The organism is Nostoc sp. (genome assembly GCF_036919815.1).
GTDB lineage: Bacteria > Cyanobacteriota > Cyanobacteriia > Cyanobacteriales > Nostocaceae > Nostoc.
In genome coordinates, this window is record NZ_JBALCE010000046.1 from 22,674 (window position 1) to 43,552 (window position 20,879).

Below are 20,879 nucleotides of genomic sequence, written 5' to 3' on the forward strand. Positions count from 1 at the left end.
CAACGATCCCAACTATCTACCAGAACACAAAGCGCGATCGCTATTTATTACCTTCTGGTTAGCCTTTAAATAATCATGTAGCAAATCGCAACTCCGTGTCAGTAATTTTTCCAGTTGGATATCCGCCAAATTCTGTAAAATCACCGTACCGTTAGCACTACCCGCAGCCAAAGTTTTGCCGTCATGGCTGAAACTGACGCTGGTTAATTCATCCTTATAACCTTTCAAAGCAATCAGCAACGTTCCTTCTCGGTTCCAAATCCTCACTTTGTCATCACTGGAGGCTGCCAGAGTCTTGCCATCTGGACTAAAACTGACACTGATAAAACTATCGCCATCCCCAGCGAGATTAGTTAGCAAATCACCGTCCCGACTCCAAATCTTCACCGTGCTATCAATACTAACGGAAGCGATCGCCTGACTATCAGGTGTCCAAGCAACCCCATTTACCCGGCGGCTATGACCAGTTAAGGTATATAGTAATCTACCATCCACACTCCAGATTTTCACGGTTTTGTCATCACTGGCTGAGGCTAACAACTTACCATCAGGGCTAAAGCTTACCCAATTCACCGCGTCTTGATGTCCCTGCAAGGTGTTGAGTAGTTTACCGTCCCGACTCCAAAGCTTCACTGTTTTATCTTTACTAGCCGAGGCAATTACTTTACCATCAGGCGACCAAGCAACACCCAAAACGGCACCATTATGACCGTGCAAGGTGTTGAGTAATTTACCATCGTTACTCCAAAGCTTCACCGTTTTATCTTTACTAGCAGAAGCGATCGCTTGACCATCGGGACTGAAACTAACGCCCCAAACTTGACCCTGATGTCCCGTGAAAATACGGATTAGTTTACCGTCTCGACTGAAAAGTTTTATAGTTTTGTCTCGGCTCGCTGCTGCTAAGGTGCGATCGTCTGGGCTAAAACTGATGCTAGTTACCCAGTCATCATTATCAGCTTTCGGCTTTCGCAGCAGCACATCATCCCAATGCCAGAGTTTAATAGTTTTGTCCCGACTTGCAGAAGCAAGAGTGCGACCGTCTGGGCTAAAACTGACGCTATTCACCCAATTATTATGCCCCTTCAAGGTTCCGAGCAACACACCTTCAGAACTCCAGAGTTTAATTGTCTCATCGGTACTTGCAGAAGCGATCGTCTTACCATCAGGGCTAAAGCTGACGCTGGTAACTCCAGCACTATGCCCGGATAAGGTTCGCAGTAGCTTACCCTCCAGATTCCAGAGTTTGATAGTCTGGTCTAAACTAGCAGAAGCAAGAGCTTTCCCATCAGGCGACCAAGCTATACTTTTAACTGCATCATCATGTCCCTGGAACGTTTTCAGCAGCTTACCATCCCGACTCCACAATTTTACTGTCTTGTCAGCACTCCCGGAAGCAAAAGTTTGACCATCGGGCGACCAAGCGACACTTAAGACTGCACCATCATGTCCCTGCAAAGTTTTCAGCAGCTTGTTATCCCGACTCCAAAGTTTTATTGTCTTGTCTGTACTCGCCGAAGCAATAATCTGACCATCTGGGCTGAAACTAACACTATTTACTACACCCTGATGTCCTAATAGAGTAGCAAGTAGTTGACCGTCCCGATTCCAAAGTTTTACTGTCTTGTCTTGACTGGCGGAAGCAACGATTTGACTATCGGGGCTAAAACTGACGCTATTAACTACATCTTCATGCCCCGACAAGGTTTTAACCAAGCTACCATCGGGATGCCAGAGTTTAATTGTATTATCCGCACTGGCTGAAGCAATTAAAGTGCGATCGCGACTAAATATAACACTATTTACCCCAGATATATGCCCTTCTAAGCGGTTATACTCTTTTACCCCAGAAACTGCTTGATAGAGTGCCGTCTGTACTTCCTCTCTTGTATAGGAATCTACCCAGATTATTTGTTGTAATTTTCTTCCCGCTTTTAAAGCTTCCTTTAAAGCATCAATACCTTTTTGGGAAGCAAAGAGGGCTTCACTGGATGCACTAAGAGTTTTAATTTCGCTATCTACTGCTGTCACTATGGAAACACTTAATCCCAATATCGCCAGAACACAAGCAGTTAGTGCCATTTTCAACGAACGATTTAATTGAGCTTCACTTAGCCGTTGTTTCTTTTGACTTTCTGCGAGTTTAGCTGTTAACTCTTTTTCTTTGAGTTCAGATCGCAAGTGTTCAATTTCTAACTGACTCAATTCTTCCCGCTTGTGTAACTCCCGCAATTCTGTTAATAAGTCCAAACCCGGTTGGGGATGAATATCTACTAATTTGGAACGCTGTTTATTTTGGCTAAGTTCACTCTTAAGTCGCTCAATCTCAGCTTGACTCTGTTCTACTTTTTGGCGTAGCTGATTTAGTTGTACCTGTAAACTGGATTCTTGTTGTTGGAGGTAGCGAATCAACGATACTAAATAATCGTGAATCAGTTGATAGCGTTCTGGTACATCGGGAAAGAGAACCACTAAACCGGAACGCACTAAAATTTCTAATACTAACTCTAATTTATCAGCATCTTCTAACTCTGCTAGCTGCGCCGCTAACTCAGCACGAGTTTTAAAAGGTCGGTTGTTACTTTCATCTGTTAATAAATATAAGACGAGTAACGCGGCTCGTTCATTCTCTGGGCCGCAGTCTTTAATCAGTTCCTTAATATATCGCTCAATCAGTTTATTCGGTCTATATGGCTGATATTCTTCTAGTGTAGTAATGCGTTCATCTTGAATTTGCGCTCCCACAACTTGTAATTCAATCGGGCGGACTTCTCCAAATTCTGTGGATAAATCTTCGATTAAGGCATCAATTAAAGCAGGTTCTAAATTAAACTGCGATCGCTCTGTTAATTTTCGGATAATTGCTTTAGCATATTCTGGCGTAAAATTATTTAATTGGTAGCGGATATGCTTATCGAGAATATTATTATTAATCGCTTCCAGTGCCGAAAGATGCTTAAAGTCTAATAACCGATGTAAATAATCTTCTCGCAAGGAAAGGATAACTTTCACAAAGGGTATATTCAGGCAGTCACTAATAAATTTATCAAATTCTTGCTTTTGATTGCGATCGCTATTACCAAAGAAAAATTCTTCAAACTGGTCAAAAATTAAAACTGTGATCAAATGCTGATCGGCATTTTCTTTTAGTTGTTGTAAAATTCTCAGGATGGTGATCGGTTGGGCATAGTAAGCTAAAGCTTCCGGTTTAATCGCTACTTCTGGCTTTATATCAGCATACACGGCAAGGGATGCGTCACTAGACATCGCCTCACTTAAAGATTTTCCTAATTCTCGCGCCCAATCGGTATAAACTTGCAATACCACAGGCACGGCTATTTGATCGCCAATAGCTCGATTTTGCAGCGCTGGAACTAAACCCGCCGTGACAGTCGAACTCTTACCCACCCCTGATTGACCGTGAATTACCGTCAGCTTTTGATCGGCGCGGCTGATTCTGCCAATTAAGTTATTAATATCACGCTCTCGACCAGAAGCTGCAATTTCTAAAGCAACGCTACTACTCCCAGAAGGTGACATCAATGCTGGGTTTGTCGCCTGTCTTTGCGGTTGCAAGCGTCCCGCACCGATAAAAGCCCGAAAACCGTACTGTTGCTCAACAGAACGCCGTTTCTGTCGAATGTAATAGGCTTCCAAATAGCGCCCTTCTTCAAAGTAGAGCGATCGCAGTCTCCGCAACAAGCGAATATAACGATGGGCATCATATTGATGGGTGCTGCTTTCTAAGGCTGTTGAAAGTTCTTTTGTTGCCTTCTCCAGGTATTCACGAGCGACTTCTAATTCACCTAAATTTCGCTGCGCTTTCGCCAAAACTAAATAAAAAATTTGCCCCAATAATAATGGAAATAAGCAGTTATAAGGATCGTTCTGCTTTTGCGCCTCACCTAATTTCAGCAGTGATACGTGTGCTAATATACTCGCTTGTACCCACCGCGACTGATGCACAGCCACTTGTGCCAGAAAACCGTAGTCACAAGCTAATTGGATTTGACTACCATAAATTTGATGTAACTCCAGAGACTTTTGAGCAACCGTCTGCAATTCTTCCCACTCTTGCAGATATTCTAAAACCTCAGCGAGTTGATTAATAAATCCAGCAACTATATCTAAACGCCCAGCCACCTGCAAAACATTTAAGCATTGCTGAAAATAAGATTTAGCTGTGTACCAATGGCGGCGGCTTTCTGTTTGATTTTGCTCTGCAAAACGGCAATAGCACAGCCCAATATAAAACAGTAAAACTCCCTGGCGCAGAAGTAGAGCAGATGGGCGATTAGGAGGCGCAGAAGAAGAAAATACTCCCTCATCTCCCACCCTGCGGTCAGCTAAAGCTACATCCCCTCTATCAACTAACTTTTGCCAAACTTCCAAGCTTTGCTGAAAATGGTTTAAAGCTGCATTAATGCGATCGCTAATATAATTATCTAGACCAAAAACAAATTCCAAACTAGCGTCTAATTCTGGCTCTAAGTTAATACCACGATTATGCAACTCTCTAATGGCGAAGTGGAGTTCATAACTATGTTTCCAAACTTGCTCCACAGTGGAATAATGCTTTGCAACTTCAGGAGGTTGGTGTTGTGCAGCATTGGTTGGTAACACCGTAGCAAATAAAGAGTCAGTTTCCTGTTGCAAAAATTGCAGCAATGCCTCAGTTGTCATTTCAAACTGAATCGGTGTTGCCGCCCAACTAGCAAAATCTGGTGCTAAACGCGCTACCTTTTGCAACACTTCTTCATTCACCCAGACAATCATCGGAAACGGGTGACGTTTGCGAAATTCATCACGAATATGATTGATAGACCTAAGTAAATCATCAAGTCCATCTACTGATTCTAAACCCAAAATCATCAACGCCGATGGCGGATTCTTTTCAGTTAGCAGTTGTAAATGAATACTTGTGTAAAGACTTCTGGCATTATGCGGCAAAACAACCTTTTGAATCTGATGTACTCCTGAAGAGAGTTCATCGAGTTGTTGCAGCATTTGCTCTTGCAAAACTCGATAATTGCAGCACACCAAAACCAGAGAGAACTGCCCGCTAGAAAGGGCAATTGCTCTCCCCAAATTCCGTATAGCCCGCTCGTTAGCTGCTCTTACATCTGCTTGTGGGTGTCGTTCAACCATGACTTAAATTTTTCTGTCTCTGCTAAAACTGGGTTGACGGCAAACCAAGCTCCCTGATGATCGCGGTATTCAAAAACAAATAAACTTCGCAATAGGGTGTGGTATTCTATATCGCCTCTAACTCTCTGCTGTTGCACTACCTGAAAGATTAATTCCCACTCATGAGGATCGATGGCGTTAGTTCGGTAATCGCGTTGTCTTCGGATCACCAGTTCAACACACTCCCGATCAAAAGGTGGATCTTGTTCTCGCAGACAGTCAAATAGCAACCCTAGCAAGTCGCGTACATGACCACCACTAATCAAGCACAATCGATCTAAGGTTTCCAGACTATCAAACACTTCTCTAATTAAGCCTAACCGATCGCTAGCCAAAATGTCTGGGAAAGCTCTAGCTAGCACCATTTGCCGCAACATCGTTAGCCCTTGAGGGAAAATTTGCCCAGAGCGCAGACGTACAGGTATCATCGGCAAGACTTTTGGTGCAACTCCTCCCCCCAAACGATGCTGAAGTTCGGCGCTATCGTTAGAGAAAGTCAGAGCTAAGGGAATAGTGTAAACTACATGACAATTAAGTTTGCGTAACTGTTCGCCACGCTGAATAAATAAATATTCTGGCAGCGATCGCCCCGATGGTAAAGGTCGAATTGCGACTCTATCTAAGTTATCAACAATCACCACCAGTCCTTTTTTACCCCTGGCTTTCAGTTCCTTAGTGGCACGTTCTAATAATTCTTGATTAATTGACTGTAAAATATTTGCTGTTCGCGGTTCCAAGTAATCTCTTAACCGCCGCCGCAATTGCGGACTTTCCTTAGTTTTAGCTGTAATTTTGGCAATTCCTACAGACAACTCGGCTTCTACCCCAATGTCAAGTGGCGTTTGCAAGAAATCGACAAGTTCACCAAACAACTTGGTAAAATAAGTAGGTTTAAGCCGAATTTTCATCGCTTCTAGGCTTTCGCTTACCTGTCCGGCGATCGCCAACAAAATATCAGTCACATCCACATCTGCCATTTCTAAGACATGGGTAGACTCAAAATAAACTACATGAAATTGCTCCTCCTCTAACTCAGCTTTTAGCCGTAACAACTCCGTTGATTTTCCACAACCGAGATGTCCTGTAAATAGCTGACAGGTTGGAGCATTCGGGGATATGCGAGCGATCGTGCGCTGTAAAGCTTCGATAATTTTGCCACCCCGCACCGCAGCAAAATCGATATAGTATCTGCGATCGCTGGCATTTCCTATAATTAGAGGTCTGCTGGGATTGCAAGCCTGATAGAATCTTTCTAAATCTAGGAGCATAACTAATCGAGTTCACTTAGGAATAGGGATGAAAAAATCTGCTAAATAAATATATTTGGTTTGTGGAAATTTCTTCCTTAATTTAAGTACATCTCACTCAAAATACTAACGAAATTAGCAGTATTCGGGATGATTTTTCATATCTAGGTTTTATCTAGCACAAGGCAAGGCTAATATTTGATTTTAAGTAAGCAGAAATCCTACTATAAGTACAATTAGGAGAAATACCTGATCTTCAATAAGGTACTCTTATCAATATTAAAAATATCCAGCACAAAAAAAGGTACTGTTAAGTACAATTTTGTCGCGCTCTTAAATATATAGCGGCTCTCAATTCCATAGAATACAGACAACTTGTAGGGAACATTGCTCATGGCTATCAACGCTCATGGGTATCGACTTAAGCCCAAACCCCTTTAAAACGTCGTTTCCAGTCTCCGGCTAAAAATGCTCCTCATTACGGCTCTGCCGCAAGTCTTGAAGCGGCAGCCATCCTATTAGGCATTAAGAGACCGAGACTCGGAATGAGAGAAATTTGTTCCTTTAAGGAATAATTTAGTCCTGAAAGTGATGATTTCCCCCTGAAAGCGATGGTTTACGCCTTAACGCCATTATTTACTCCTTAAAAAGATGATTTTTTTCTTAAAAAGATGACTTTTTTCTTAAAAAGATGACTTTTTTCTTAAAAAGACGATTTTTTTCTTAAAAAGATGATTTTTTTCTTAAAAAGATGACTTTTTTCTTAAACAGGACTTACGCATTGAAAACCTGAAACCTCGATCCCCCCTAACCCCCCTTAAAAAGGGGGGAAAAGAAACTCTAAGATCCCCCCTTTTTAAGGGGGGTTGGGGGGATCTCTAAAGACTCAGGTGCTTCAAGAAAGGTTTGAAAACACGCACTAGGGGATGAGGGCAAGTACCCTACAAACCCATTGAGTATAAAATTATACGGTCATGCAGCTTATCGGGTAAAATATGCTTCAGCACAGATCCAATTTTGGCATCTCGTCCAACGAGATAGCGTGTCTTTGGCTGCTTTGCTGTCAGCGCATGGACAACAGCTTGAGCAACAATATCCGCAGAAATTCCCCCAGATGCGAGAATCTGCATTTTCTTACGGACAATATTCATCGCCTGACCGTAGAGATTTTGTGCCGATTGTGATAAATCCTGCTGTGCTATTTCCGATTGACTTAGGGACTTTTCCCAAATTGGAGTAGCGATCGCCCCAGGTTCGATAATGGAAACCGAGATTCCCCAAGGTCGTAACTCCATCCGCATTACATCATTGAGTGCAACGAGCGCAAACTTGGAAGCATTGTAAGCTCCCAGGAACGGTGTCGGACTTCTACCGCTAATGGAACCCATATTGACAATTCGACCCCGACTTTGGCGTAATAGACCCAGAAATGCTTGTGTGACTGCTAATTGTCCGGTAACATTAACCTGCATCTGGTGTTGAAATTCTGCGATCGCTAATAATTCCAACGGACCAGGAACAGCAATGCCGGCATTATTCACCAAACCTAAAATCCCGACATCACCGACTGCATTTGTGACTTGATCAACCGCAGCTGCGATCGACTCAGCGTCAGTAACATCTAAAAAAATTGGAATCAGCCTTTGTGACCCTTTCTGCTTCAGTGTTTGAGCATCAACATCTTGACGCACGCCAGCAAAAACAGAGAAGCCCAACTGGTCTAAAAGCAAAGCACACGCCTGACCAATTCCTGTTGATGCTCCTGTAACCACTACTGTAAGTTGATTTTCTGTAACCATTAATTTTTTTATCAGCAGACTGCCGTAAATACGAATTAGTATCAATCTTTGCAAGTACCCGCGCGAAGGCAATCTTCGGTTTGGTCATCTCTAGCTGATATTTGCCACGGCAATATGCATGACTGAATATTTGTCCTGTGAACGATTAGAGCAGCCATCATCGGAAGCTGGTTTTTGACAATTGACACGTCACGACTACAAATATTGCCTAGCTCAACATTGTATAAATAAACAGGCAATGCCATCAGGGCAATGCAAATTGTCCGGTTCATACCCAACCTCAACTAAAAATTTCCGATTGCGCTATATATAGATGCCACCTTGATGAACCGGATTTTCAAAACTGAATATTATATGTTGATGTTGTGTCAATTTACTCAGCGTTACTAGCCGCAAAGACGTGATTTCTAAATTATCGGTTCCACCCTTTTTGAGGTTAGGCATTGCCTACAAGATGGCTTACTACTAACTTATGCAGATGCAACCCCGAAAAACAGGACAAAAAACCTACAGCATCCAAAAACATATCTTGGTAGCTGCATTCCCCAGATAAAATAATGAAGAGTGCTGAGTCACCGAAATGGTCGATGACCGACAAAGAAAAGGATACAAACCCCTAAATTTATTTATGGGATTGTTAATTTTAAATTTTTAATTTTGAATTGGGAGCGAAGCGACGTGACGCCTTCACAAGACGTAGATACTGTAAACCTTCCCAACATAGACCCAGAAGGATATGGCAACTCAGACACCGATCCTCTTGATGAGTTGCCAGGTGAAATCGAAATGTCCCTTTTCGACCACCTAGAAGAATTGCGACAGCGAATTTTCTATTCGCTGATTGCCGTAGTAGTGGGCATTATCGGCTGTTTCTTTGCCGTTAAGCCAATTGTCCAGTTACTTGAGGTTCCAGCACAAGGAGTAAAATTTCTTCAACTTGCACCTGGAGAATATTTCTTTGTCTCCCTGAAAGTTGCAGCCTACACTGGCTTCATACTTACTAGTCCTTTCATTCTTTACCAGATTATCCAGTTTGTGGTTCCAGGACTGACTCGCCGCGAACGCCGTTTACTGGGGCCTGTGGTTTTGGGTTCGAGTGTACTATTTGCGGGGGGATTAGTATTTGCCTATTTACTGCTTATCCCCGCAGCGTTGAAATTTTTCATCAGCTACGGAGCAGATGTTGTTGAACAACTTTGGTCAATTGATAAATATTTTGAATTTGTGCTGCTACTGTTATTCAGCACTGGTTTAGCATTTCAAATTCCCATAATTCAACTGTTGCTCGGTAATTTGAACATTGTCTCGTCTAAACAGATGGTTTCTGGTTGGCGTTACGTGATTATGGGCGCAGTAGTTTTAGGAGCCGTTCTGACACCTTCTACTGATCCCCTAACTCAAAGCCTCTTAGCGGGAGCAGTTTTAGCCCTTTACTTCAGTGGTGTTGGACTGGTTAAGCTCATAGGTAAATGACGATCGCACTGCTTTAATTGCAAATTCCCAAAATCTCAACTTAGTTGATGAGTGCAGTTAGTAAGATCCTAACCACTATTTCCAACTCTTCGGTTACTCGATAAAGGTTAATTGCTTGCTCAATACGCTGTGTCTGTCGATACAATCTGCCAAATTGCCAAACATTACCTGTTGTTACTGCTCCTAATATTTCTGTTTGAGTAGAATCAGTCCAGCGATCAAGAGCTATCATCTCAATTGCCAGTTGTGTAAATCCCCTATTTATATCTGCTTGCTTGGCTTCAATCACAATTAAATTAGTTTGTGTTCTGAGGAAATAATCAAAATTACCTTGAAGTCGGTTATCAACTTTGATAGTGTATTCAATTCGTAATTGAGCGCGGGAATAGTGAATTAAATCGGTAACAATTGGCGCAATTAGCATTTCGCGGCGTGTAGCTTCGTTCTCCAAATCTACATACGGTAAAACTTCCTCAATTCGCTGTTTCAGGTTAGAAAGTCGGTCTAATGTGCCAGAATATTGTGGTAAATCAATAAATTTCCGCTCGAAGGAATAGCCAAATTCAGCAACTAAATCGTCAACTGCAAACCCTAACTCAAAGTAATTACTAAAAGTATAAGAACGATTTGGGTCTAGCAATGGTTGGCGGCTCATGTCAATCCCCTATTTTTGGATAAAAAACACTGTAATTATGCAGAAATTTATTAAAGTTAATCCAATTGCCGGTCATAATATCCATTCCGAAGCGCGATCGCCCAAATCTAGAGGAATGCTGACAGCTTTGCCGAGCCGGGGGCGATCGCGTGTTTGAGTAATAAATGTTTGTACTTGTGTTGATCCACCCAAGCCATGAAGATAATTGGCGACGCTATCAAGATGCTCTTGGTACTCCGCCTCGCTCAAGGGAAAAGAAGCTTGCTCCAGATATTTCCACATGACTTGCAAAAATATCTTTCCCTGTACCCGCCGCAACTGGACATCGTAAGAATATCCCCATTTATCAAGCAACATCTGACGTAATTCCTGTCCTGTCATAGCTTTTCTCAATCAGATTTTACATTTAGTTATGATGTTAAGTTCCGTGACTCCAGTATGATAAGGATATAAAGAAATGTAATGCTAACAGAAAAGATGCTAAATATATCTTGGAATAGAGAAGTCTGGCATCGTTGTGAGCGCTAGCATTTCGACTTAGACAAGAGTTACTCAAGTAGTAGTACTTTTGTCAAAATGCTTAACAAAATACACAAAGAGCGCGTAGATTATGGCTCAATTTTCGGAATCAGCAGACGTGCCCGATATGGGTCGGCGTCAGTTCATGAATCTGCTCACTTTTGGGACTGTGACTGGAGTAGCTCTGGGTGCATTGTATCCCGTTGTCAAGTACTTTATTCCACCCTCTAGTGGTGCTGCTGGTGGCGGTGCAACGGGAAAAGACGAGTTGGGTAACGATGTTAGTGTCAGTAAATTTCTAGAAAGCCATAACCCAGGCGATCGCACCCTAGTCCAAGGACTAAAGGGAGATCCGACCTATATTGTGGTAGACAGCAAAGAGGCGATCAGAGATTATGGGATTAACGCCATCTGCACCCACTTAGGTTGTGTCGTCCCCTGGAACATTGCTGAGAACAAGTTTAAATGTCCTTGTCACGGTTCTCAATACAACGAAACTGGTAAGGTTATTCGCGGTCCAGCACCTCTGTCTCTGCCTTTGGCCCATACCAATGTAAACGACGACAAAATTGTCTTGACCCCTTGGACTGAAACCGACTTCCGCACCGGTGATGCCCCTTGGTGGAGTTAATGAGTGCTGAGTGCTGAGTGCTGAGTAAGGGATGAGGGAGTGAGGGAGTGAGGGAGTGAGGGAGTGAGGAAGAAATAATCATGCCCCATGCCCCATGCCCAATGCCCCATGCCCCATGCCCAATGACTAATTCAATCGTTGCCCTTATTAGAGATGAGAAATGCTTTCTTAACAGCGAGGTTAACTCGCAGTGCTAGAGCGATCGTCAAAACATTGCTCATAGCGATCGCTACCGTGACATTCTACTTCACCAGCGATCTAGCCCTTCCCCAATCTGCTGCCGCCTATCCCTTTTGGGCACAGCAAACCTATCCTGAAACCCCCCGCGAACCTACCGGGCGAATTGTGTGTGCCAACTGTCACCTAGCAGCCAAGCCGACAGAAGTGGAAGTTCCCCAATCGGTACTACCTGACACTGTATTTAAAGCTGTGGTGAAAATCCCTTACGATCTGGGCGCCCAGCAAGTTGGTGCTGACGGTTCCAAGGCTGGCTTGAACGTTGGTGCTGTCCTGATGCTACCTGAAGGCTTTAAGATTGCTCCTGAAGACCGTCTTTCCGAGGAACTTAAAAAAGAAGTTGGCGATACTCCCTTCCAACCCTACAGCGAAGACAAAGAAAACATCGTCATCGTCGGACCTTTACCCGGTGAACAGTATCAGGAAATCGTCTTCCCAGTTCTTTCTCCCAACCCCGCAACCGACAAGAACATCCACTTCGGTAAATATTCAGTTCACGTAGGTGCTAATCGTGGACGCGGACAAGTTTATCCCACTGGCGAAAAGAGCAATAACACTGTTTACAACTCTTCCGCTACTGGCACAATTACCAAGATTGCCAAAGAGGAAGATGCAGATGGTAACGTCAAATATCTAGTAAACATTCAACCCGAATCTGGTGATGTTGTCGTTGATCCGATTCCTTTAGGGCCAGAACTGATTGTTTCCGAAGGGCAAACAGTTAAGACTGGTGATGCTTTGACCAACAACCCGAACGTCGTCGGTGGATTCGGTCAAAAAGATGCAGAAATCGTACTGCAAGATGCTTCTAGAGTCAAATGGTTGATTGCGTTCATCGCTCTTGTGATGTTAGCTCAAGTTATGCTAGTGCTGAAGAAGAAGCAGGTTGAGAAAGTTCAAGCTGCTGAGATGAATTTCTAAATTCTTTGCTAAATCATTACTTACGAGACAGGCAAGATGCCTGTCTTTTTTAACGTTAGTTACACGAAGCCTAGAAATTTGGAACTTAACTGCTAGTATTTGAGCGTACATTGCTATAGAAAATTTCCGTACTGGAAGAAACGACATGGATGGAACAGCCTTAGTTGTGGGCGCGAGCGGCATCATCGGCAGCAATCTTGCGAGAGAACTGATCGCGAATGGATGGACGACCTATGGGTTGGCCCGAAATCTTAAAAAAGGGGTGGAAGGGTTACGCCCTGTTGCTGCCGATCTGCTCGATCTAGCTAGCCTGAAAACTGCGCTGTCAGACATCGCCCCAACACACATCTTCATCACAACGTGGATGCGTAATCCGACCGAGGCCGAGAACGTCAGGGTCAACGGCACAATGGTTCGCAATCTGCTAGATGTTCTGTCACCGAAGGACACGGTGCAGCACGTCGCCCTCGTCACCGGACTCAAGCACTATCTAGGGCCATTCGATGCATACGCCAGGGGCGGATCGCTGCCAGAAACTCCATTGCGTGAGGAGCATCCGCGGCTCGATGTGGAAAATTTCTATTATGCTCAGGAAGATGAGGTCTATGCAGCAGCCGCCCGTGACGGTTTCACCTGGAGCATTCATCGCCCTCACACTGTCATTGGAAAGGCGGTCGGCAATTTGATGAACCTCGGCACGACGCTGGCCGTGTATGCCGCGATCTGCAAGGAAACCGGGCGCCCGTTCCGCTGGCCAGGTTCTGAAGCGCAGTGGAAGGGCATCTCCGACATGACCGACGCACGGGTGCTGGCGAAGCATCTATTATGGGCGGCGAAGACCGAAGCAGCCCACAACGAGGCGTTTAACGTCGTCAATGGCGACATCTTCCGCTGGATATGGTTGTGGGGGCGACTGGCTGACTGGTTCGGCATCGAGCCTATCGGGTTCGACGGCACAACCCACCCGCTCGAAGCTGAAATGGCGAATGAAGATGCTCTCTGGCGCGAGATCGCAAAGCAGCATGGCCTCGCCGAGCCGGATCTGAGCCGTCTGTCGTCTGCATGGCACACCGATCTCGATCTTGGCCGTCCGATTGAGGTTATGACCGACATGTCGAAGAGCCGCAAACTCGGCTTCTCCATATACCAGAAAACGGACGAGTCGTTTTTCGACCTGTTCGAGCAACTACGCGCAGATCGGTTGATTCCGTAGAACCTCGGTGGATGGCACTGGTAGCGTTTTATGGATGCCGAACGACAGGAACTCTGACTAAGCAGCGATCGCAATCTGGAATTTATCGTGATTTCTCAGCCTCCCAGTCATGGCGATCGCATTTTGAGCGATATTATTGAATCTAGCCCTAGTTGAGGTATCCGACCATGACAGCCTCAGTGGAGTATATCCCCATTACCACGATTGAGTATATTAAAATTTCTGATGCTGAAAAAATCTGAATGTTTTTCTATCAAGCCTTTTCAAGCATTTTTATTTTAGTTATATATTATCAATTATCTCAAAAGATGCATATTCTAATTTTGCTTATTCCAATGAATGATTGGGGCAAACGCATCTAAATTACTCTTGCTCACAATTCAAGTTAAGAACCTTCACCTAAAGCCAATTCCCCACTAAAACATAGGGTGCCCAATAAAATGGATGTTCTTTATCCCTCAAAACAACATTTTGAGCACGACGTAGGGCTTCTGCTTTACTTAAATTGGCATCTTGTGTTAATTCTCGATAGAATTCACTCATCAGAACGGAGGTGGATTTATCGTCTACTTGCCACAGTGAAGCTAGAGTACTGCGTGCGCCGGAGCGCACAGCGACACCAGCGAGTCCCAAAGCAGCACGCTTATCTCCAGTCGCTGTTTCACAAGCACTGAGGACAAGTAATTCAATTGGAGGAGGTACGCGATTCGAGCGCCCTACCACTTGTTCTCTAGTTTGCAGAATTTCACGCAACTGTTTAATTTTAATCTTGTCATTCCAAGCAAGAATATATGTATCTTCGAGTTTAGAACTAAATTTGCCGTGAGTTGCTAAGTGAACCACAGGAAAAGAAACTGCACTGACTTGCTGTTCAATGTTGATGCTAGTAAAAGATTGGTTGATGAGTTGTTTAGAAGGAATAATAGACTCTATTTCCTTCAATTCGGTGCCGACATTTGATAGGGAACTAAAGCCGAGGCGAGATTCTGTTAATCCGGCGATTAATGCTTCCAATCGTCTCCGTTTTTGTTTGGGTGCTAGCAGTTGCAAACCGGGTGAGAGGGCGACGCTGTATTTTTCTATCAAATACTGTTTGCCGTCGTAAAGCGCAGCCATTGGGATATTCTGCAACGAACCATCCATCACAAAGACTAGATTTTTGACATTGCTTTGCTCCAAGTCTGCAATGGCAGGTTTGATAATCCAGTTATATACTTCTTGGGAAAGTTCTTCGCGATCGCGAAATGTATAACGTTGTTCTAGTTTTTGTCGCAGTGCTTCTAAAGTCTTTTCTACTTCAACTTTCGGTTTATAAGTCGTGTAATGCCGTAATTCGTCAGAATGCGGTAATTTGACAATTATTTCGAGGCTGTCTGGTAAGATAATTGAGTAAATAACTGCTGTCACTGGATTAACATCGTCCACCACTTTGTCAATCTCCGTTGACTGGATGGTAATACAAGCATCTTGGAAAAAGTTGTCTAATTCAGCCAATTGTAAAGCTTCAATCATCTTGCGAGCTTGCTTTAAATTTTCCTGGCTGACTTGTTTGGTTACTGCTTTGTCAGTCGAGGTTTGATCCGATTGTAAAAGTAATCCTACCAATTGACGATATACTGGTTCTACTTCATCTCGAAAGTCAAATTGAATGTCGGGATTAAGAGCTACCAAATCACCGCGTAAAGTATGAAGAGTTTCCACTGCTGTGGTGTAAGCTGCTACTGCTCTTTCTGAATCTCCCTGTACCAAAAGCAGGCGTCCGAGTTGCCATTCCCACTGATAAGCAATATCCGGTGCATTTATCATCTGAGCAAGATTTAAAGCTGACTCGGTATATTGCTGTGCTTTTGACAATTGTTTTTTCATCTCGTAAAATTGAGCCAGATAACCCAGACTAGAAGACTCGGCTCGTTGGTCTTTGATATCTTTGGCTTGTTGCACTGCGGTATTTAATAGCTCGACAATTTCTTCAGGATTTTGGATTTTAGCTCCTTCTCTGGCTCCTGCCTGGGAATCCTGATTTTGGATTGGGGAATTGAAAATTTCTCTTGTTGTCTGCTTGTGTGCCTTTTCAAGACAAACCAAACTCTGGACAAAATTTATTCTGGCGTAGACTGCGGCTCGACTGGGGGTTAGATTGGAGAGTGCAGATTTAATTGATCCAAGATATTCCCTCGTCGGTTGTTGCCCAAGAAACTGCAATACGCTCAAGCGATTGAGTTGGGCTTGTACAGCAGTAATGGGAGAACTTGACTTATTAGCAATTTGATGATAATAATCAGATGCTTTTTTGAAGTAATTGGTATCCTCTGTTTGGGCGTAGAAGCTCTGCTTCTTGTCGTCAGACATCGCTGTTTGTCCACACCGCGACGGGAGAAAATTATCCTCGGTAGTGCTTTGTTTGATGATATTTCTCTTGCCCCTTGCGAATGCGGCATTGCCTAAACTGAGTAAAGTTGCACTTTCTTCTTGTGGCGATCGCAACTGTTGCGCTACTGCCAAACTTAGCTCCAGTATTTCCTCAGGATGTTCTCTATCTCCACTAGCTAGCAGCGAATTTCCCAAACTTCGCAATCCAGCAGCTTTTAAAAGCGAGTTTGGCATGGAAAGGAGATTTTTTTCTACCTGCTCAAATATTTTCATCGTGCGGCGGTAAAGCCCCAAAGATTGGAAGGCTGTAGCCTGGTTAATTAAACTACCAATGTTACCAGCAGTATCACCAATTTCAGTATAGGTTTTAGCTGCCTTTTGCCATGATTGCAAAGCATTTTCAGCTTGGCCTAGTGCTAATTGTAAATTGCCTTGAGTGTTGAAAACCAGGGCGAAGATGTGTTTTGCGCTACTATTACTTAATTTTGATTGGTTTAATAAATCGAGACTGGTTGTAATTGCAACACTTGCTTGGTTCCAATGTCCCAGTTTTTGCTCAGTCAAGGAAAGGTAATTTAACGCCAAAGCTTGGTTCAGCAGGTCATTTTGGGACTGATAAATCTGTGCAGCCTGCTGAAAACTTTGCGCCGCAGAGGCAAATTGTCCTGATTGGTATAAAGTCTTGCCCTTTTGTATAAGTTTTTCTCTGCTTTCGGGGACTTCGGTATGAAATATAGAAGCATTGCTAATTGGCTGACTTGATCGGATGGGGACTTTTTCAATAACTGGGACAATTGAAGCAGCCGATAGCAGATGAACACCAAAGCTGAAAATCAATCCCAGCAAAGCTAACAGGATAATTTGCCACTTGCGAAATACACCCTTTTTTCTAGCCGTGTTCCCAAAATTAGGTCTTGCCATTCAAAATCTCTTCCAAAATAATCATCATTGCCCTATGCCCCGTGTCCATTAATTGGCAATTGGCGGCTGACATCCAGATGATGAACTCTCTACTTTGTGTAGTGTAGCTGTGGGAGCGTAAGCTGTAAGAATCACTTCCCCATTCTGATTAATTATCCACCCTTGCGCTTCCACAATTTCAGTAGGGCGTAAGGATTTATTCTCTCCCCCTTGCCCCTTTATCCCCAGAGGGGACACCGAGTTACCCTTATCTCTTTCTCCCTCTCTTCCCTTTGGTACAGCAGTGAGTTGCCAATCTTCCCATACCGCATCACTATTAAGTATGTTGTTGGGAGAGGCAGGTAAACCACCACTTCCGGTATAAGTGAAACTACTGTTAGCAGTTCTCGCGCAGATATTATCGTCTACTAAACGGGCGACATCCACCACATCTGTTGTTAAAGAAACTAATCCTTTACTAGGGTCTGTATCAGGAGTATTGATTTGTATATTTCCGCTCAAGTCAGGACTTGCTCCTGTTGCAGTAATACTACTAATTAGCGGGAATGATGTTCTTTGGGATTGAAAACCAAAGATTTTAGCTACATTAATTGTGACTTTTCCACCACGAAACTTTTCAGAATCAGCACGAATATTACTATTTTCATTTTTCACTGCAACAACAAAGGCATTTTTGCCATCGATTGTAATATTACCACCAGTAATATTGCTTCCAGAAGCTTTAGTAGTAATTTCACTATTACGACGCATTATTAATAAATCTCTTGGATTTAGATTTATATTGCCTTTCCCTGCAATGGTGTCGGCTGAAATTTTGCCTCGGTTGTCAAGACGAATCAAATCAGCATTTACCGTTAAATTGCCTGCTGCTCCATTTCCCTTACTGCTGCTAGATAGTTCGGCACCATTGGTAATAAGAAGTAACGTACTTGTAATATCAACATCACCTCCATTGCCCACAGCATTTTCTCCTACCTTACTCTCAATCGTACTTGGTAATCCATTAGCGCTTGCTCCATCAATAGATACCATATCTTGGGCAATAATATTTATTTTTCCTGCATTCCCTTCTCCCTCTGTGCCTGCGCTCAAGATCGCACCATTTCGCAAAAAAAGTGAGCCTGTATTAATGTTAATATCCTTTGCCGCACCTGTTCCTTGAGGGAACACAAGACTATAGGCACCACTTCTGTTGTTGTTACTGCCTACACCATCAAATAAAACGAAATCACTCGCCTTAATATTGACACTACCAGCATTTCCATTACCATTTGTACGACTAGCCAAGAGTGCACCATCAGTCACTTTCAGCGACCTGGCAGTGATATTTATATCGCCTCCATTACTATTTGGTTGAATGGTCGCAACTTCGCTGTAAATGCCTCCTGCAAAACCTTTTTGGTTAACTCCACTTAAATTAACGGAATTAGCGGCATTAATAGTTACACTACCAGAATGTCCTTCTCCTAGAGTGCTTGTTGCTATAAAAGAACCATCACTCAACGTCAAAGAATCCGCTTTAATATCTATATCACCTCCCCTACCATTGGCATTTTCTTGTGCTCTACTATAAGCTCCTCCCTCAGTTATAAAAGACACATTATCTCGTGCTTGAATATTAATATAACCGGCGTCTCCCTGTCCATAAGTATCAGCCTGGAGCGAGGAACCACTGGCAACTGAGAGAGAACCTGTGGTAATGCTGATATTACCTGCTTTACCCGTTATTTGCCCTCCTAACAGGCTTTTTATAGAACTTCCATCTGATAAAGAGACGGCATCACGGGCATTAATGATGATATTACCTGCATTTCCTTCTTTGCCGTAGCTTTCTGCTGTTAATATGGCTTGGTTGGTGAGCTGAAGCGAACCTGTAGAGATTTTTACTATACCTGCGTTGCCTAATCCTACGCCATATCCATCCAAACCTACGCTGCTAGCAGCATAACTTTTATTACCATCAAATCGAACCGAATCGGTAGCCTGAATTATTACATTACCTGCGTTACCTTCACCGAAAGTACCTGCTGTTAAAAATGATCCATCAGTAACTGAAACTGACCTTGCTTGGATTGAAAGGTCATTTCCATTTCCTTTGCCGCCTGCTTGAACTGTGGTAAACGCGCTACTATTCTTTGCAAAGGATACAGTATCGCCGGCCTGTATTTTCACACTGCCCGCATCTCCTTTGGCAATGGTACTAGCACTAAGAAACGAATGATCATTCAGTGTAAGTGAACCCGTATTGATTTTTATGATCCCGCCATTACCTTCCCCTTTTTCAACTTGGCTCAAGGCAAAGGAATTATTATCAAATTCAACGGTTTTACGAGCATCAATTGTTAAATTGCCAGCATCTCCCGTACCTAAAGTACTAACCTTTAATTGAGAGTTGTTACCAACTAACACAGAATCAGCTTGAATTTGCAAATCTCCACTTTTTCCTACACCTGTAGGTTCTGTAGGTTCTAAAGTAGTCGAGCCAAAACTTCCATCTAGAAAATAGACTTGTCCGCGAGCATTGATATTGATATTGCCGGCATTACCTGGGCGTAGCAAGGAATGATCGCCCAAGGAACGAGTATAAATTCCAGATCCGACCTTTACGGACAATAAGCCAGTAGTAATATCAATATCACCAGCATTGCCGATGCCATTCGTTCGAACCTGATTTCTAATTTCGCTTTGCTCTTCCATCCTAATTGCTTCGGTGGCGTCAAGAGTAATATTTCCTGCTTTTGCAGTTGCTGATCCCAAATTTGCCTCGATACCAGCATTGAGCGCACTTCCTTTTAACAAATCTATGTTGCGTGCGTTGACTGCAATACTACCACCACTCTGATAAGCAACATTAGCGATCGCAAAATTATTCAAAAATACATCACTTCGTGACAATTCAGGTACTTGAGTACTAAAAATGTCGCCATCAATCGCAAGATTTATACTTCCTGGAGCAGCTAATCCTCCTAATTCGATTCGTCCACCATAAGCATTTAATTGTCCATTATCCATCGTCACATTACCACCGATTAGTAATAAGCTTTTACCATCAGGTACTCGCAAACCATATGTATCAAAACCTGTTAAATGACGACCAGCATATGCAACTGAGTTATTTTGAATTGCTCCTGTAGGGATTTGGTTGTATAAAAAAGCTGAAGGGTTAATCGTCAGTAAGGGTGAAGGCGCTTCTGGATTTGTAGCGCTGAAGTTGCCTAGACTACCGAATTGTAAAGCGTTGGCTGTTGTCCCAACAAAAGAACCACCAATGTTCAAGCTACCATTTCGCCCAAATACAATTCCATTCGGATTAAGTAAGAATAAGTTTGCTTTACCGTTAGCACGAATTAAGTCATCAATATTAGAAATTGACTTACCTGTTACTCGTGTCACGATGTTCTGAATATCTAGTGAATTATTGAAAAAAGCAGGACTTCCATTGGGAACAGAGAACTCAGAGAAACTGTGGAACAGATTAGTGCCTCTTGTCGTTCCACCCTCAATAATTCTGGTGTTGCCATCTAATTTGACATTAGAATTATTCGGCAGAGTGCCATCCGGCGTAATTTGGGCAATAGCGCAATTAGCAGAGAGTATTATTCCACCAGCGAACTGACAAGTTAGGACTTGCCCGATAATCGCAATTCCTGTTCCTCTGAAGTATCCAAAACGCATATATTTTCTCAAAATCGTATCCCTCTAAAGT

General features: G+C 43.2%; 13 protein-coding genes. 5 read left to right on the forward strand and 8 right to left on the reverse strand.

What is annotated here, in order from left to right:
• Positions 1-12 precede the first annotated feature (12 nt).
• From V7K15_RS11915 to V7K15_RS11930, 4 genes are all read right to left on the reverse strand, one after another.
• Positions 13-5,148, reverse strand: coding sequence for an nSTAND1 domain-containing NTPase (locus V7K15_RS11915; protein WP_334905710.1), 5,136 nt, complete (start codon positions 5,146-5,148; stop codon positions 13-15).
• Complete coding sequence (locus V7K15_RS11920; RefSeq protein ID WP_334905711.1) at positions 5,118-6,455, reverse strand: P-loop NTPase fold protein; 1,338 nt, start codon at positions 6,453-6,455, stop codon at positions 5,118-5,120. Before V7K15_RS11920 ends, V7K15_RS11915 begins: the two co-directional genes overlap by 31 nt.
• 920 nt (positions 6,456-7,375) lie before the next feature.
• Positions 7,376-8,233, reverse strand: a complete 858-nt coding sequence (locus V7K15_RS11925) for an SDR family NAD(P)-dependent oxidoreductase (RefSeq protein WP_334905712.1) — start codon at positions 8,231-8,233, stop codon at positions 7,376-7,378.
• 41 nt (positions 8,234-8,274) lie between these two features.
• Positions 8,275-8,505 (reverse strand): hypothetical protein, encoded by a 231-nt coding sequence (locus V7K15_RS11930; protein ID WP_334905713.1) that lies wholly within the window; start codon positions 8,503-8,505, stop codon positions 8,275-8,277.
• A 406-nt stretch (positions 8,506-8,911) separates the two neighbouring features.
• Here V7K15_RS11930 and tatC point away from each other — a divergent pair, with 406 nt between their 5' ends.
• Positions 8,912-9,706: a twin-arginine translocase subunit TatC gene (gene tatC, locus V7K15_RS11935; RefSeq protein ID WP_334905714.1), complete on the forward strand. Its 795-nt coding sequence runs from the start codon at positions 8,912-8,914 to the stop codon at positions 9,704-9,706.
• Positions 9,707-9,746: 40 nt separating this feature from the next.
• Here tatC and V7K15_RS11940 read toward each other — a convergent pair whose 3' ends face one another.
• Both V7K15_RS11940 and V7K15_RS11945 read right to left on the reverse strand, forming a co-directional pair.
• On the reverse strand, positions 9,747-10,361 hold the full coding sequence (locus V7K15_RS11940) for a hypothetical protein (RefSeq protein WP_334905715.1): 615 nt from the start codon (positions 10,359-10,361) through the stop codon (positions 9,747-9,749).
• A gap of 72 nt (positions 10,362-10,433) precedes the next feature.
• Positions 10,434-10,742, reverse strand: a complete 309-nt coding sequence (locus V7K15_RS11945; protein WP_334905716.1) for a DUF3067 family protein — start codon at positions 10,740-10,742, stop codon at positions 10,434-10,436.
• Positions 10,743-10,971: 229 nt separating this feature from the next.
• Between V7K15_RS11945 and petC the strand changes: the two genes are divergently transcribed.
• The 4 genes from petC to V7K15_RS11965 all read left to right on the forward strand — a co-directional run bounded on the left by petC (position 10,972) and on the right by V7K15_RS11965 (position 14,022).
• Complete coding sequence (gene petC / locus V7K15_RS11950; protein WP_292792679.1) at positions 10,972-11,511, forward strand: cytochrome b6-f complex iron-sulfur subunit; 540 nt, start codon at positions 10,972-10,974, stop codon at positions 11,509-11,511.
• A gap of 153 nt (positions 11,512-11,664) precedes the next feature.
• On the forward strand, positions 11,665-12,669 hold the full coding sequence (gene petA / locus V7K15_RS11955) for a cytochrome f (protein ID WP_334905717.1): 1,005 nt from the start codon (positions 11,665-11,667) through the stop codon (positions 12,667-12,669).
• A gap of 145 nt (positions 12,670-12,814) precedes the next feature.
• Positions 12,815-13,882: an SDR family oxidoreductase gene (locus tag V7K15_RS11960; RefSeq protein ID WP_334905718.1), complete on the forward strand. Its 1,068-nt coding sequence runs from the start codon at positions 12,815-12,817 to the stop codon at positions 13,880-13,882.
• A gap of 11 nt (positions 13,883-13,893) precedes the next feature.
• Positions 13,894-14,022, forward strand: coding sequence for a hypothetical protein (locus V7K15_RS11965; protein WP_334905719.1), 129 nt, complete (start codon positions 13,894-13,896; stop codon positions 14,020-14,022).
• A gap of 259 nt (positions 14,023-14,281) precedes the next feature.
• Here V7K15_RS11965 and V7K15_RS11970 read toward each other — a convergent pair whose 3' ends face one another.
• Positions 14,282-17,173 (reverse strand): CHAT domain-containing protein, encoded by a 2,892-nt coding sequence (locus V7K15_RS11970; RefSeq protein WP_334905720.1) that lies wholly within the window; start codon positions 17,171-17,173, stop codon positions 14,282-14,284.
• Between the two features lie 48 nt (positions 17,174-17,221).
• Positions 17,222-20,848: a two-partner secretion domain-containing protein gene (locus V7K15_RS11975; protein ID WP_334905721.1), complete on the reverse strand. Its 3,627-nt coding sequence runs from the start codon at positions 20,846-20,848 to the stop codon at positions 17,222-17,224.
• Between the last annotated feature and the right edge of the window lie 31 nt (positions 20,849-20,879).

What these genes read in the sequence shown, in the direction of transcription:
- V7K15_RS11960 (WP_334905718.1), top strand. Translation starts at nt 12,815, where the DNA reads ATGGATGGAACAGCCTTAGTTGTGGGCGCGAGCGGCATCATCGGCAGC.
- petA (WP_334905717.1), top strand. Translation starts at nt 11,665, where the DNA reads ATGAGAAATGCTTTCTTAACAGCGAGGTTAACTCGCAGTGCTAGAGCG.
- V7K15_RS11920 (WP_334905711.1), bottom strand. Translation starts at nt 6,455, where the DNA reads ATGCTCCTAGATTTAGAAAGATTCTATCAGGCTTGCAATCCCAGCAGA.
- V7K15_RS11945 (WP_334905716.1), bottom strand. Translation starts at nt 10,742, where the DNA reads ATGACAGGACAGGAATTACGTCAGATGTTGCTTGATAAATGGGGATAT.
- V7K15_RS11975 (WP_334905721.1), bottom strand. Translation starts at nt 20,848, where the DNA reads ATGCGTTTTGGATACTTCAGAGGAACAGGAATTGCGATTATCGGGCAA.
- V7K15_RS11970 (WP_334905720.1), bottom strand. Translation starts at nt 17,173, where the DNA reads ATGGCAAGACCTAATTTTGGGAACACGGCTAGAAAAAAGGGTGTATTT.
- V7K15_RS11940 (WP_334905715.1), bottom strand. Translation starts at nt 10,361, where the DNA reads ATGAGCCGCCAACCATTGCTAGACCCAAATCGTTCTTATACTTTTAGT.
- petC (WP_292792679.1), top strand. Translation starts at nt 10,972, where the DNA reads ATGGCTCAATTTTCGGAATCAGCAGACGTGCCCGATATGGGTCGGCGT.
- V7K15_RS11930 (WP_334905713.1), bottom strand. Translation starts at nt 8,505, where the DNA reads ATGAACCGGACAATTTGCATTGCCCTGATGGCATTGCCTGTTTATTTA.
- V7K15_RS11915 (WP_334905710.1), bottom strand. Translation starts at nt 5,148, where the DNA reads ATGGTTGAACGACACCCACAAGCAGATGTAAGAGCAGCTAACGAGCGG.
- V7K15_RS11925 (WP_334905712.1), bottom strand. Translation starts at nt 8,233, where the DNA reads ATGGTTACAGAAAATCAACTTACAGTAGTGGTTACAGGAGCATCAACA.
- V7K15_RS11965 (WP_334905719.1), top strand. Translation starts at nt 13,894, where the DNA reads ATGGCACTGGTAGCGTTTTATGGATGCCGAACGACAGGAACTCTGACT.